Here is a 13,438-nt window from a genome sequence, read left to right on the forward strand (position 1 = left end):
TCTGGATGATTAGCGTAAGAAAAACCCCCGGAGAGTTCAGCTCATCCGAGGGTTTATTATAGGGCGATAAGAGGGGGGTTAGTCCTTATGAGGCTCCTCAGAGAGCATTTCCCGCTTACCTTCTTTACCGTTCCATTCTTCACGGTCAGCCGGTGGGGTCCCTTTTTGGGTTATGTTAGGCCAAATTGTGGAATATTTGGCGTTAATCTCCATCCAGTCCGCAGAGCGTTCATCACTATCTGGGAAGATGGCTTCTGCGGGGCATTCAGGTTCACATACGCCGCAATCGATACATTCATCAGGATTGATGACAAGAAAGTTCTCACCCGCGTAGAAGCAGTCAACAGGGCAGACTTCCACACAATCCATAAACTTGCAGCGCACGCAGTTTTCTGTGACCACATAGGTCATGATTGCCGTCTCCGGTTTGGTGTTACAGGCCAGCCGAACGGCCCCTTTTAAAGATTCCTGCACTGATATGCCGAATGATGGGGGGCTTTTGCAAGTCTATTGTCAGGAATTACCGCTCTTTTCCTCAAGTTCTTCATAGAGAAGGGCGGCTTCTTTAGCGGGGCCGCGCCGCTCGCCAAGCTGTATAACGCGCCAAATACAGACCTTTTCGTCCCAGTGGGGGGAGGCAAAACTCACAATATCGCCAATATGGAGGTGTGCGTGGGTTTTATGCGTCCTTTGGCCATTAATGCGGACACGCCCCTTGCGGATGAAGGTAGCACAAAGGCCGCGCGTTTTGGCAAGCCGCGTGTAATAAAGCCAGAGGTCTAGCCGTTGATGTGGCTCTGTACTCATGAGGAGGGGCGTATAGCCCAGTTTTGGAGGGCAGCAAAGGGGGAGTCGGCCACGGCGCGTTGGGGCTTGCGGGTCTTTTTTGTACGTGTTGGGGCTGTTTTATGTTTATGCGGGCGTCCTAGAATAATGAGGGGCGCAGCAGGCCCATAGCGTGTTTCCTCTAAAGGTTGTGGAGGATGGTGGGCAATGCCCAGCCCTTTTAGGAGGGCGGGGAGGAGGGCGGATTTCACCCCAAGGGAGGAGGCGAGCGTGGGGGGAATGAGCTGGTTATGGCGGGGTGGCTTGCCATGAGGGCGAAGGAGACGCAAGAGCGCGTCTAATTTATCGAGTCGTATATGGACAGGGCCGGCATTCTGCCATCCGGGTGGTGGGGTGGGATAATCTGCGCTGGGTAGGCAGATAGACCCGGCATGAGGGATGCGATATTCTTGCCTATGCCAGATGGTATGAAGCAGGCTCATCATAGGGAGATAGGCTGGTTTAAACAGGCGTGGGCAGTAAATAAATTGCTCCCCAATCTGTATACCGTGATGATGGAGGAAGCGTTTTTCTTCGCGCGAGATTGCGCGGTCCTCTGGCAAGGTTGGTGTTGTGCCGCCATCTTTACGCAAACGATACGCCAAACCGCGTAATGAGGCCGTCTTTTGGAGGTGTGCTTCCATCTGAAAGAAGGGGGCAAGTGTTTTGCGCAGCAGTGCGTTGATGAGCGTATGAAGATGTTCCTGCACTTGGCGGCTCTGATATGTATCGCGAAACTCCCCCGGTAGAAGCTGGCTATGGGGGTTAAAGAGGTCCTCGCCACGGGTCAGGCTGGCGATATGCGCGCCTTCCCAATGGATATGCCCAGCCTCTGTGATGTGCAGGGCGGTCATCTCTTGTTGGAGGAAGTAGCGTATCCGCGCGGGCATTGCGTGGTGGAGGGCGCGTTTGCCTGCTTTGAGGAGCAATGCACTCTCTTGAGGGTCCGCCGTGGCGTCCAGATTCATACCAAAACCGGTGATACGGCCAATTTCATGGCCTTCCACAAGGATGCGATTTTGGGGCGTTATGGCATAGAGGGCCTCAACACGTTGCCCGGTGTCCGAGCGGCGGAGCAGGGCCGTGGCACGTTTATTGACAAAACGTTCTTTCAGCCTCTCATGTAATGTATCAGAGAGACGGTCCTCCACTGTGCGGCAGCGATCTTGCCAATGGCGGCTTTGGGGCATCCAGCCTGTCCGAGCGGCGATGTAAGCGCAGACACGCACACCAGAGAGCCTGTGCATGAGCGTATCCATATCGCCATCCAGCCGGTCAAGCCCGCGTAATTGGCCTTCCATCCACGCAGGGGGGATGCGGTGATGTTTTAAGAGGTCGAGAAATAAACGGCCACAAAGGCGGGTATGGCTACCATCACCAAGCTTGCGGAAGTCCGGTATCTGGCAGACTTCCCATAGGAGAGTTGTGGCCTTTGTACCGCGTGCAGCAGCGCGAATATCCTCCATCTGCATCAAGCCGGTGAGGACATCAAGGTCCGAAGCTGTGCGCCCGGTGATGAGGCCGGGGCGTGGGGGTTTGCGCATCAAGCTGTGATACAGCGTTTCAGGAGAGCTATAATCTAGGGCCGTTTGCCGCCAATAAAGGGCGTGTAATGGCTCAAACTTATGGTCCTCCACAGCCTTGATGAGCTCTTGGCTCATAGGGGGGCAAGAGCCTGTGGTGCCGAAGGTGCCATCACGCATCCCACGGCCTGCTCGCCCGGTGATTTGAGCCACTTCTTGCGGGGTTAGAGCGCGGGAGGCAAGGCCATCAAACTTATGCAAGGCTGCAAGGGCAACATGGTCCACATCCATATTCAGGCCCATCCCGATGGCATCAGTCGCTACGAGATAATCAACATCGCGATTTTGATAGAGGGCGACTTGGGCATTGCGTGTTCTAGGGCTGAGGCGGCCCATAATAATCGCACAGCCCCCGCGCTTTTGGCGGATGGCCTCGGCAATGGCGTAAACCTCCGTGGCGGAGAAAGCCACAATGGCAGAGCGTGGAGGTAAGCGTGTGAGATTCACCGGCCCTATATTAGTAAGGTGGGAGAGACGGGCGCGGGTCTCAATAGTAATGGAGGGGATAAGCTGTTTGAGCAAGCCGCGAATGGTCTCCGCACCGAGGAAGAGCGTCTCTCCCGTCCCTCGCGCATGGAGGAGGCGGTCGGTGAAAATATGCCCGCGATCAGGGTCCGCAGCGAGCTGGATTTCATCAATAGCGATGAACTCCACTTTGCGGTCCAGCGGCATTGCTTCCACTGTGCAAGAGAACCAACGTGCATGGGGAGGGATAATCTTTTCCTCCCCTGTGAGGAGGGCGACATGGCGTTCGCCTTTTAGTTTGACGAGCCGTTCGTAATTTTCGCGCGCAAGCAGGCGGAGGGGGAAGCCGATAATCCCACTCTGATGCGCCATCATACGGGTGAGGGCGTAATGGGTCTTACCGGTATTGGTTGGCCCTAAAATCGCATGAATAAGCCGTGGGGGCTGGCCCGCCGCAGGCATAAAGGAGGAAGAACGTGCTGTCATGGGTGGAATGATCTTGCGTGAATGCGATAAAAGCAAGACATTATAAGAGTTTTTTGGTGGAATGGTTTTTTATGTCTAATGCCCCTTTTTTGCCCCTGTGCGCCCCCTGTGATGGGGGGGAGACTTACCCGCTTCATATCGTAGAAGCGGGGGAGTCTGCTGCGCTTTCCGCTCTATTAGGGCGTGATGAGCCTTTTTTGCGCGCGCAAGGCTTTGAAGGACGTGCGGGGGATTTTACCCTTTTGCCGGGTAAGGAGGGGATTGCCGGGGCGGTATTTTGCATCAAGCCTACGGCAGGGCCTATGCCTTATGGGGCTTTGCCAGCAAAATTGCCAGAGGGGCGTTGGGTTCCGCAGTTTCATCCGCAGGTTCAGGGGCAAGACACAAAGGCGGCTTTGGAGGAGCTCATTCTTGGCTTCTGCTTAGGGGCGTATCAGTATCATCTAAAGGGGGCTGCCCAACATACCCCCAAAGCGCAGCCTAAATTATGCATCGCCGCAGAATATGGGCGCGAGGCGCGTCTCCTTGCGCGGGCGGCGTGGCTAGGGCGTGACCTGATTAATAGCCCGGCGAATCTGATGGGCCCTGCGGAATTAGCGGCGGCAGCCCGTCACATGCTGGAGGAACGTGGGGCCTGTGTTGAGCTGATAGAAGGGGAGGCATTAAGACAAGCGTACCCATGCCTTGCCGCTGTGGGGGCGGGCTCGGACCGGGAGGCTGTTGTGGTGGTCGGGCAAAAACCCGGGCGGAGCAAAGCAGCCCCGCGCCTCTCTTTAGTGGGTAAAGGCGTATGTTTTGATACAGGCGGTTATGACCTCAAGCCCGGCTCCTCCATGGCGAAGATGAAGAAGGATATGGGTGGAGCGACATTGATGCTCGCCCTGGCCTGCGCGATTATGGAGGCGGAGCTAGATGTCGCTTTGGAGATTCGCCTTGGTTGTGTGGAGAACAGTATCTCCGGCCATGCGATGCGGCCGGGGGATGTGTTGACCACGCGGAAAGGGCTGCGGGTAGAGGTCGGCAATACGGATGCAGAAGGGCGTTTGGTTCTAGCTGACCTCTTGACAGAGGCCGCAGAGAGCCAGCCGGACCTCATCATAGATGCCGCAACGCTTACCGGGGCTGCGCGTGTGGCTTTGGGGCCAGATTTACCCGCCCTTTTTAGTAATGATGATGCATTAGCGGCGCATATTCTTGCCGCTGGGCGTCATGCGCATGACCCGCTTTGGCAGCTCCCATTATGGGCTGATTATGATGAATGGATGGATAGCCCCATTGCTGATTGTAACAATCTTTCCTCTCGGCCTATGGCCGGGGCGATTACAGCGGCGTTATTCCTCCAACGCTTCGTCCCAGAGGGGCAGAGATGGGCGCATATTGATACTTATGGATGGAATGATAACGCACGCCCCGGCCGGCCTATGGGGGGTGAGGTGCTAGCTTTAAGGGCGTTGTTCCGTGCGGTTTCGGAAGGTTTCTAAAAAGTAATGATTCGTTATAGCGTGTATAACTAGCTGTTTTTATTCATTTTTAATGAGGTTTGTCTTTAGGAATAGCAGCCCTGCGTTGGGCGTGGTTGTTATTTCGATACATAAGCGTCACAAATTAGAATAGGACTAAGTAGAAATCGCAAATATGATGTATCCCACCGGCCAGCGGGGAGGGCGTATATGCGCTAACTGGCAGAGGGTAAGTCGCGTTGTAAAAGAGCGAAAGAGAGTTTTTATGAGTCGAAATGGCGATAACCGCATGTTGCAGCTTTTGCGCGATACGATTGTGTCCACCGTGCGCGGTGATGGGCCGGACCTTTCTGCGCGGCAATTATCTGTGTTTTTGAGCTGTTATTTGGATGATGGGGCTCATACCGTTCGGGGCTTAGCACAGTCTTTGAATGTCTCTAAACCCGCTATCACCCGTGCGTTGGACCGGTTGAGCGAGCTTGATTTAGCACGCCGTAAGGTGGACCCGTTGGACCGCCGCTCCATTCTTGTTCAGCGGACATTAAAAGGCTCGGCCTATCTGCGTGGGTTGCGGGATGTGATGGAGGAAGCTTGCGGGGATGAGATTATCCTCCGTAAAGCGGCTCGTCCGGCTGTAGCATCCTTCCAAGCGCGGCGGGCTGGGTAAGTATCTTGGTGGGAGTTGTTCCCTTTCTGGATCTTCCTGCCCAGCAGCGGCGTCTTGGCGCGGCGTTGCGGGAGCGGATGGAGCGGGTCTTAACCCATTGTTGTTTCGTAATGGGGCCGGAGGTTGTAGAGCTTGAGGCGCGTTTGGCTCTTTATGGGGGGGCGCGTCATGCTGTGGCTGTCTCCTCCGGTACAGATGCGCTTTTAACCGTCCTCATGGCGGAGGGAATTGGGCCGGGGATGGCGGTGTTCCTACCTGCTTTTACATACACGGCCACGGCAGAGGTTGTTCTGTTATTAGGCGCGAAGCCGGTTTTTGTGGATGTGGAGGCGGATAGCTTCCAACTCTCTCTTGCCTCCTTGCAGGCGCGTGTTGCCGCGGTAAAGCAGGCGGGAGAGGTGGTGCCAAAGGCGATTATCGGGGTTGATTTATTTGGCCAACCTGCCCCGTGGGATGCGCTAAAGAGCTTTGCCACACAAGAGGGCCTAACCCTCATTGCGGATTGCGCTCAATCCTTTGGTGCGGCCTATAAGGGGCGGAAGTTGGGGCATGAGGCCATGGCTACGACTCTGTCTTTCTTCCCATCTAAGCCGCTAGGTTGTTATGGCGATGGCGGGGCTATCCTTACTGATGATGATGATAAGGCGGCTCTTTACCGCTCCCTGCGCAGCCATGGGGAGGGGCAACAACGCTATGAGGTGCAGCGCATTGGCCTTAATGCGCGGTTAGATAGCTTGCAAGCGGCGGTTCTCTTGAGCAAGTTGGATGTGTTTGAGGAGGAGCTGCAACGGCGTGAGGCTGTGGCACGCGCTTATGATGCAGGCTTGCCCTCTCTCATAACCTCACCTGCACGTGTGGCAGAAAGCCAGAGTGCATGGGCAGTCTATTGTGTGAAGCTACCCTCGCTATCTTTGCGTGAGTCTTTAAGGCAACATCTCACACAAGCGCAGATTGCAACGGCTATTTATTATCCCAAACCATTGCATCATCAGCCAGCCTATCAAGCGTGCCATGATGGGGTTCCTTTACCTGTGTCGGAATCGTTAGGGGAGTATGTCTTGGCCCTGCCAATCCATCCTGACCTTACCGATGAGGCCGTAGATTATGTGATAAGAGAGAGTCAAACATGGGCGAGAGAGCAGCATGAAGCAGAATGACGAATATCTTCTTATGTTTGCGGCGATTGTGATTATTCCTGTTGTGGTGATTTGGTATTTTGCGTGGCCTATTTTGCGCCCGTGGTCCCTCCCAACGGTTGTTCATGGCACGGTAGAGCAGGCTCAGCAGCAACGTAGCCTCACTGAGGATGAAGTAAAGGCGATGAATCTTTGGGTGCAACAGTATCAGACAGGCTGGGGGATCCCAGGTGAGGTACCCCCTAAGAATATGCCTGCGCTCGCTGTGTATCAGATGAGCAGTGCAGAGGGCCGCTTTGTCATTCTCTCCGCATGGCATTTTAAGCATGGGGATGATGTTGTGGGGATACAAACCCAACCGGGGGGCGCATATAGGATGCGCTCCTTCGACCGTGGGACCCTCCATTTGCCGGGCCTCCCTTAAAAAGGCGGTCTTGCTTTCCTCAGGTGGAGGGAGGCGGGGTGGTTTTATCTTTTTCCTTTTGTTTGGTCTCTTGTTTACTCGCGGCTGCTTTTTCTTGAGCGTTCTGAGCAACTTCTTTTGGGGTAAGCTCGTTCGTCTCTAATCGGGTTTTGGTGGCATCTTCCAGCGGGGGCATGGCTTTATCAAAGACAGCGAGGAGGGCTGCGGTGATGGGGGAAGCCAGCACGAGCCCCGGCACCCCAAGGATGGAGCCAAAAACGCTTTGGGAGAGGATGGCTAGTGCTGGGGGCATATGGACCGCACGCCGTTGGATGAGCGGGGCGAGGATATTGCCCTCACAAAACTGGATAACGCTATAGAGGATGGCCACGAATAAAACTTCATGCGTGCCAAGAGAGAGGCTGATGAGCAAGGCAGGCACTGCCCCTAAAATCGCGCCGATATAGGGGATGAAGTTGCACAACCCTGCGACAACGCCCAAAGCGAGGGCGAGGGGCATCCCGATGAGATATAGCCCAATACCGGAGAAAAGCCCTACGGCGAGCATGTCCAACGCTTGGCCTGCGGTCCATGCCCATAAGGTATTGCCTGCGCTATAGAGGAGCGTGCGTGTGGCTTTGCGTTGGTAAGGAGGGATGAGACGGAGGAAGCCGTTGATGTAAAGAGATGGTGAGACGGCAAAATAAAAGGCGGCGATTAAAACAACAAAAATCGTACCGATTAAGCCAACCGCACTGCCGAGCAACCCGGTCACGGAGCCTGCAATCCCAAAGCCTAAACTGCTGAGGGAAGCTGTTTTATCATTCCCGCCAAGGGAGGTTGGCAGATGGTTTAAGACCATTTGGCCGAAAGTTGTTTGGGAGAGATGGGAGCGGAGATCGCTTGATTGTATAACGAGAGCATTTTTTAGGCTGATAAACTGCTCCCCCATAGAGGGGCCACTACTCCAAATAAGAGCGGCAAATAGCCCAATAATGCTAAAGGCTACGATGCTAATTGCGATTGTATAGGGGATGAAGGGTAAGCGGCGGCGGAGGATACGCGCAAGCCCATGCAAAACAATCGCCATCAATACCGCCGCAAAGAGGATGGCAAGGACTTCTCCCATCAACCAAACAGCCAGCATGATGAGAGAGAGACAAAGCGTTAGACGGATAATGCCATAAATGCGGTCTAACGCGGTGGTGGGTGTTTGCTGGGCTGCGGGAGTCGGCGGGCGGTTGAAGAAGAAAGGCATGCTGGGCGAGTCCTGCAACGGGCGGTGAGTTGGTGTGCTATAATGTGGGTTATTTAATGGTGGGTCAATTTGTGGCTTGCTCTAATTCGTCTTGGGCTTCTAGCCATTGTAGCTCGGTCTCCTCTTGTTTTTGGCGGACAAGGGCGAGGTCGCTATTTAATGTGGCGATGTCTCCAGCGTGGTTTGCTTGGTAAAGGGCAGGGTCTGCTAATTTTGCTTCAAGCTGTTCTTTGGCTTTTTCCAAGCGGGAGAGGCGGGTTTCCAGCTCTCGAATCTTACGGCGGAGGGGGGCAAGCTGGCGGGTTTGCTCTTTGCGTTGGGCACGTTGTTGGTTTTTATCAGGCGTTGTGGCGGCTTGTGCGCCGTGTGCAGCGGGGGAGGAGGCTTGTCGCGTTGCCTCTAAAGCGTGTTTAGCGCGGGCCTCTAGCCAGAGGCGGTAATCATTCATATCCCCGTCAAAAGGGGTGATGGTCCCGTTTGCGGCGATCCAAAGCTGGTCAGCTACGGATTCGACTAAATGACTATCATGGCTGATGAGGATGACGGCCCCTTCAAAAGCACTGAGAGCGCGGATGAGCGCATCGCGGGCATCGAGGTCTAAATGGTTGGTTGGCTCATCTAATATGAGTAGATGAGGGGCGTGACGTGTGGCAAGGGCGAGGAGGAGGCGGGCTTTCTCCCCACCAGAGAGATTGCGGACGGGTGTTTCGGCACGTTCAGCATCGAGCCCAAAACGGGCTAGTTGGGCACGCACTTGCGGGGGTGTGGCATCTTTTAACGTGCGGGCCATATGTTGGATGGGGGTTTCATCCACAATAAGCTCATCTGTTTGATGTTGGGCGAAATAACCAACCCGCAAGCGTGATGAAGGCTGAAATATCCCTCCCATAGGGGTGAGCTGACCGGCGAGTAATTTGGCGAAGGTTGATTTGCCATGCCCATTTTGCCCCAGTAGGGCGATGCGGTCCTCACTATCGAGCCGCAAAGAGAGATGGTGAAGAATTGTGCGCTCCCCATATCCGACAGAGACATCCTCTAATGTGAGCATGGGGGGTGGGAGCGCGCCGGGGTCGGGGAAGGTGAAATGGGTAGGGGTATCCTCCACGACTGAATCAATTTGTGGCAAGCGGGCGAGGGCTTTTAAGCGAGATTGCGCTTGTTTGGCTTTGGTCGCTTTGGCACGGAAGCGCGCCACAAAGGCTTCCATCTTTGCACGTTGGTCTGCCAGCTTTTCCGCTTGGCGATTTTGTTGGAGCTTCTGCTCGGTGCGGATTTGGACAAAACGCTCATAGCCGCCGGGGGTGAGGGAAAGCTTTTTTTGGTCTAAATGGGCAATGGCTTGCACGCTGTTATCTAGTAACGCACGGTCATGGCTGACAATTAACGCCGCACCGGGGAAGCGGCTTAGCCAATTTTCCAGCCATAATGTGGCTTCAATATCCAGATGGTTTGTTGGTTCATCAAGGAGCAGAAGGTCAGGGGCGAGGAATAAGGCACTGGCAAGGGCAACGCGCATCCGCCAACCACCGGAGAAGTCATTGACCGGGCGATGTTGGGCCTCTTGGTCAAAACCTAACCCGGCGAGGATTGTACTAGCACGCGCTGGGGCAGCATGGGCATCAATAGCGAGTAAGCGTTCATGCACATCAGCAAGGCGGGTAGGGTCGGTTGTGGTTTCGGCCTCGGTGAGGAGGCGGGTGCGTTCCTCATGGCTGTTAAGAACGGTCTCTAATAAGGACAGCTCGCCGGAAGGTGTTTCCTGCTTGACCCGCCCCATCGTGGCACGGCCAGAGAGGGTAATGCTGCCGCCATCTGGGGCGATGTCCCCGGCGATGGCCGCCAGCAGCGTGGACTTCCCCGCTCCATTATGGCCGATGAGCCCGATGCGTTTACCTGGCTCAATAGTGAGGGAGGCTTGCTCTAGCAGGGTACGGCCTGCGATGCGTAAGGTAAGGTCGGTGATGGAAAGCAGGCTCAACGCACACACTCAGCAGGGAAAGATGAAAAAAGATGGCTCTAACCCTATCAGGAACTCCTTTTTTCCTCTAGGGGAAGTTGGAGATAGAGGGCTCTTTATAAGGAGGGACTTATGGCTCTGGAACGTACATTATCCATCATCAAACCGGATGCAACACGCCGTAATCTGACAGGCAAGGTGAATACTGTTTTTGAGGAAGCTGGCCTGCGTATTGTAGCCCAAAAACGGATTCAGCTGACAGAGAAGCAAGCCGGGGCTTTTTATGAGGTCCATAAGGAGCGCCCCTTCTTTGGGGAGCTTGTGTCTTTTATGTGCTCCGCGCCGGTTGTTGTGCAGGTGCTAGAGGGCGAGAACGCCGTGGCGCATCATCGTGAGGTGATGGGCGCGACCAACCCCGCCGAGGCGGCTGAAGGGACTGTGCGTAAGCTTTATGCTCAAAGCATTGGTGAGAACTCCGTTCATGGCTCTGATAGCCTTGAGAATGCTAAGCGTGAGATTAGCTTCTTCTTTGCGGAGACGGAAATCCTGCCCTGATGAAGCAGTGGCGTTAGCATGATGTTTGGACATACTGTGAAGGGGGGCCATTATGGCTCCCCTTTTTTATGCTTGGCTTTTAGGTGTGGCGTTGTGTGATGAAGTGCTTGAGCGTTTCGGGATAGAGGCGGTGTTCCTGCTCCAAAACGCGGGCAGCGAGGGCATCAGCATCATCATGGGGTAGGACAGGGACGCGCGCTTGGGCAAGGATGGGGCCTTCATCCACCCCATCGGTGACGAGGTGAATGGTACAACCATGCTCTTTAGCACCCGCTTTTAGGGCGGCTTCATGCGTATGGAGGCCGGGGAACGCAGGAAGCAAGCTGGGATGAATATTAATCATCCGCCCCTGCCATTGCTGGACAAGCCAAGGGGTGAGAACGCGCATATAGCCTGCAAGGCAGATTAACTCCGCACCAGAGGCTCGCACGGCTTCATCTATGGCACGTTCATGCGCCTCACGGCCCTTCCCATAGTCTTTATGGGGGATGCAGAGCGTTTTAATCCCTGCCTTGCGAGCGGTGTCTAACCCAGCGGCATCGGCCTTATTGCTCAGAACAAGGACAATTTTAGCTGGGAAGTCCGGGCGGGCGCAGGCCTCCATTAACGCGAGCATATTACTACCGCGCCCGCTAATGAGGATAGCGATGGGGGTTTTCGTCACCATAAATCGCTTCAATCCAGATTTAATGGCGCAGTGAGGCGGAAAGGTGTGGTGCTGCGGACAACACGGCCAATCAGCATGGCGTCTTCATCCAGCTTTTCCAATTCCGTCATGAGTTTTTCGGGTTCGCTGGTGATGAGAACCATACCAATCCCGCAATTAAAAACCTTGAGCATTTCATCTTCAGATACGGGGCCTTGCTCGGCAAGCCATGAGAATACACCGGGGAGTGGCCAGCTTTGCCCATCTACTTCCACACCGAGTCCTTCTGGCAGGACACGCGGTAGATTGCCCGGCAGGCCACCGCCTGTGATATGCGCGCAGCCATTGAGGAGCTTCTTCTCATGTAAGGCAAGCACGGTTTTGACATAAAGCCGTGTGGGGGTCAGGAAGGCTTCTGCCAAAGTTTGCTTTGGTGAGAAGGGGGCGGGGTCCTTCCAGCTTAGACCAGAGGACTCCACGATATGACGAACGAGGGAGAACCCGTTGGAATGTACCCCAGAGGAGGGCAGAGCGATGAGACTATCGCCCTCGCGAATGGTGGCAGGCAACATGGCATCGCGCTCTGCTGCCCCAACGCTGAAGCCGGCGAGGTCATAATGGCCTTTGCCGTAAAGGCCCGGCATCTCCGCTGTTTCCCCCCCAACGAGGGCGCAGCCACTTTCCTTACAGGCTGCGGCAATCCCTTTAATAATCCGCTCTGCCACGGAGACGGAGAGATGACCTGTTGCCATATAATCAAGGAAGAAAAGCGGCTGTGCCCCTTGGACGATGAGGTCATTAACGCACATAGCGACTAAGTCGATGCCGATTTCATCATGCAAGCCGCTCTCGATAGCGAGGAGGAGCTTTGTGCCCACGCCATCTGTACAGCTGACGAGGACAGGGTCCTTTAACCCAGCGGCTTTGGGGTCAAACAGGGCACCAAACCCACCAAGCCCGCCCATAACACCGGGGCGATTGGTTGCTTTGGCCGCGGGCTTGATGGCGTCAACCAGAGCATCTCCGGCTTCAATATCAACACCGGCGGCTGCATAACTTGCATTGGGGGGAGAAGGGGTTTTGGTCATGGAGAGAGGGTATTCCTGCTGGTTGATGCTGGCCTCTTTATAGAGCATCCTGCACAAAGACGGAATGTAGGGCGTGTGGAATCATTGAGGCGATAGGCGAGAAGGGTAGATATGGGCGACAAGAGAGAGCAGGACACGCCCTTTAGCGTACAAGCGCAGCTAGCATTGGATTTGCAGCAAAAACGCCATTTTTCGGCAGAGCGTTTTATCGCAGGGGGGTCTAATGCTTCAGCACGGGCTTGGTTAGCACGGCCCCAATGGCCAGAAGGGCGGTTGTGGTTATGGGGGCCTGCGGGGACGGGCAAGACGCATTTGCTTCATATATGGGCCGCAGAACAGGAGGCGATTCTCTGTGAGGCATCCGCACTATCATGTGCTCCAGATGGTGCATTGCGCGTGGGGCAGCAGATTTTGGAGGCCAGTGCTGTGCCTTTGGCGATTGACCATATCGAGAGGGTGGGCAGTGAGGTTGCGTTGTTGCATCTCCTTAACCGTGCTCATGCGGCAGGGCAGCGTGTGTTGATGGCCTCTCGTCATCCTCCTGCACGGGGTGATTTTGCATTACCGGACCTTGCAAGCCGGTTGCGCGCAACTGTAACCGCTGGGCTGGAGGAGCCAGAGGATAATGTGCGGGCAACATTATTGCTTTCCCTTCTGGCGGAGCGTCAGCTTGTTGTCCCGCAATCTGTGACCGAGTGGTTATGGCGGCGTTTGCCACGCACAGGGGAAGCATTGGTGCAAGCTGTGCAAAGATTGGATGAAGCAGCGATGGCACAAGGGAGTGCGATTAGCCGTAGTCTCGCAATGAATGTTCTAAAAGATTTATTAAAGGACGAGCATTTATAAGAATAACCCCTGCTAGATTAAAGGGGATTGTCATAGAAGCTTCATAGTAATGCGTCCTATTTT

The 13,438-nt window shown here is 54.9% G+C and carries 13 protein-coding genes; 6 read left to right on the plus strand and 7 right to left on the minus strand.

Annotated features, from left to right (window positions below):
- Nucleotides 1–78 precede the first annotated feature (78 nt).
- The 3 genes from fdxA to NQF89_RS05115 form a co-directional block, all read right to left on the minus strand.
- Nucleotides 79–411: a ferredoxin FdxA gene (fdxA, locus tag NQF89_RS05105; RefSeq protein WP_155573006.1), complete on the minus strand. Its 333-nt coding sequence runs from the start codon at nucleotides 409–411 to the stop codon at nucleotides 79–81.
- Nucleotides 412–513: 102 nt separating this feature from the next.
- Nucleotides 514–807 carry an RNA-binding S4 domain-containing protein gene (locus NQF89_RS05110; protein WP_266137674.1) on the minus strand — a complete coding sequence of 98 codons (294 nt, stop codon included), beginning with the start codon at nucleotides 805–807 and terminating at the stop codon, nucleotides 514–516.
- The gene (locus tag NQF89_RS05115; protein ID WP_266137675.1) at nucleotides 804–3,359 is read right to left on the minus strand and encodes a helicase-related protein; all 2,556 of its coding nucleotides are present in this window, start codon (nucleotides 3,357–3,359) and stop codon (nucleotides 804–806) included. Before NQF89_RS05115 ends, NQF89_RS05110 begins: the two co-directional genes overlap by 4 nt.
- A gap of 71 nt (nucleotides 3,360–3,430) precedes the next feature.
- Here NQF89_RS05115 and NQF89_RS05120 point away from each other — a divergent pair, with 71 nt between their 5' ends.
- From NQF89_RS05120 to NQF89_RS05135, 4 genes are all read left to right on the plus strand, one after another.
- Nucleotides 3,431–4,840, plus strand: a complete 1,410-nt coding sequence (locus NQF89_RS05120; protein ID WP_266137676.1) for a leucyl aminopeptidase family protein — start codon at nucleotides 3,431–3,433, stop codon at nucleotides 4,838–4,840.
- Nucleotides 4,841–5,084: 244 nt separating this feature from the next.
- Nucleotides 5,085–5,486, plus strand: a complete 402-nt coding sequence (locus NQF89_RS05125; protein WP_155573009.1) for a MarR family transcriptional regulator — start codon at nucleotides 5,085–5,087, stop codon at nucleotides 5,484–5,486.
- Nucleotides 5,487–5,491: 5 nt separating this feature from the next.
- Nucleotides 5,492–6,643 carry a DegT/DnrJ/EryC1/StrS family aminotransferase gene (locus NQF89_RS05130; RefSeq protein ID WP_230873260.1) on the plus strand — a complete coding sequence of 384 codons (1,152 nt, stop codon included), beginning with the start codon at nucleotides 5,492–5,494 and terminating at the stop codon, nucleotides 6,641–6,643.
- Complete coding sequence (locus NQF89_RS05135) at nucleotides 6,630–7,046, plus strand: hypothetical protein (protein ID WP_266137677.1); 417 nt, start codon at nucleotides 6,630–6,632, stop codon at nucleotides 7,044–7,046. Before NQF89_RS05130 ends, NQF89_RS05135 begins: the two co-directional genes overlap by 14 nt.
- A 19-nt stretch (nucleotides 7,047–7,065) precedes the next feature.
- Here the strand turns inward: NQF89_RS05135 and NQF89_RS05140 are convergent, their stop codons facing one another.
- Both NQF89_RS05140 and NQF89_RS05145 read right to left on the minus strand, forming a co-directional pair.
- Nucleotides 7,066–8,283, minus strand: coding sequence for an AI-2E family transporter (locus NQF89_RS05140; protein WP_266137678.1), 1,218 nt, complete (start codon nucleotides 8,281–8,283; stop codon nucleotides 7,066–7,068).
- 64 nt (nucleotides 8,284–8,347) lie between these two features.
- A complete protein-coding gene (locus NQF89_RS05145) occupies nucleotides 8,348–10,261 on the minus strand; it encodes an ABC-F family ATP-binding cassette domain-containing protein (RefSeq protein WP_155573012.1) in 1,914 nt (637 codons plus the stop codon).
- 111 nt (nucleotides 10,262–10,372) lie between these two features.
- Here NQF89_RS05145 and ndk point away from each other — a divergent pair, with 111 nt between their 5' ends.
- On the plus strand, nucleotides 10,373–10,795 hold the full coding sequence (ndk, locus tag NQF89_RS05150; protein ID WP_099026036.1) for a nucleoside-diphosphate kinase: 423 nt from the start codon (nucleotides 10,373–10,375) through the stop codon (nucleotides 10,793–10,795).
- A gap of 79 nt (nucleotides 10,796–10,874) precedes the next feature.
- Here the strand turns inward: ndk and purN are convergent, their stop codons facing one another.
- Nucleotides 10,875–11,462, minus strand: a complete 588-nt coding sequence (purN, locus tag NQF89_RS05155; RefSeq protein WP_155573013.1) for a phosphoribosylglycinamide formyltransferase — start codon at nucleotides 11,460–11,462, stop codon at nucleotides 10,875–10,877.
- Between the two features lie 8 nt (nucleotides 11,463–11,470).
- On the minus strand, nucleotides 11,471–12,529 hold the full coding sequence (gene purM / locus NQF89_RS05160; protein ID WP_155573014.1) for a phosphoribosylformylglycinamidine cyclo-ligase: 1,059 nt from the start codon (nucleotides 12,527–12,529) through the stop codon (nucleotides 11,471–11,473).
- Between the two features lie 111 nt (nucleotides 12,530–12,640).
- Between purM and NQF89_RS05165 the strand changes: the two genes are divergently transcribed.
- Nucleotides 12,641–13,375 (plus strand): DnaA/Hda family protein, encoded by a 735-nt coding sequence (locus NQF89_RS05165; protein ID WP_266137679.1) that lies wholly within the window; start codon nucleotides 12,641–12,643, stop codon nucleotides 13,373–13,375.
- Nucleotides 13,376–13,438: the final 63 nt, after the last annotated feature.

The organism is Bombella pollinis (assembly GCF_026385485.1).
Lineage (GTDB): Bacteria > Pseudomonadota > Alphaproteobacteria > Acetobacterales > Acetobacteraceae > Bombella > Bombella pollinis.

Bases quoted from the DNA above. Each gene is read 5' to 3' on its own strand.
- fdxA (WP_155573006.1), bottom strand. From the start codon at position 411: ATGACCTATGTGGTCACAGAAAACTGCGTGCGCTGCAAGTTTATGGAT.
- NQF89_RS05110 (WP_266137674.1), bottom strand. From the start codon at position 807: ATGAGTACAGAGCCACATCAACGGCTAGACCTCTGGCTTTATTACACG.
- NQF89_RS05115 (WP_266137675.1), bottom strand. From the start codon at position 3,359: ATGACAGCACGTTCTTCCTCCTTTATGCCTGCGGCGGGCCAGCCCCCA.
- NQF89_RS05120 (WP_266137676.1), top strand. From the start codon at position 3,431: ATGTCTAATGCCCCTTTTTTGCCCCTGTGCGCCCCCTGTGATGGGGGG.
- NQF89_RS05125 (WP_155573009.1), top strand. From the start codon at position 5,085: ATGAGTCGAAATGGCGATAACCGCATGTTGCAGCTTTTGCGCGATACG.
- NQF89_RS05135 (WP_266137677.1), top strand. From the start codon at position 6,630: ATGAAGCAGAATGACGAATATCTTCTTATGTTTGCGGCGATTGTGATT.
- NQF89_RS05140 (WP_266137678.1), bottom strand. From the start codon at position 8,283: ATGCCTTTCTTCTTCAACCGCCCGCCGACTCCCGCAGCCCAGCAAACA.
- ndk (WP_099026036.1), top strand. From the start codon at position 10,373: ATGGCTCTGGAACGTACATTATCCATCATCAAACCGGATGCAACACGC.
- purN (WP_155573013.1), bottom strand. From the start codon at position 11,462: ATGGTGACGAAAACCCCCATCGCTATCCTCATTAGCGGGCGCGGTAGT.
- purM (WP_155573014.1), bottom strand. From the start codon at position 12,529: ATGACCAAAACCCCTTCTCCCCCCAATGCAAGTTATGCAGCCGCCGGT.
- NQF89_RS05165 (WP_266137679.1), top strand. From the start codon at position 12,641: ATGGGCGACAAGAGAGAGCAGGACACGCCCTTTAGCGTACAAGCGCAG.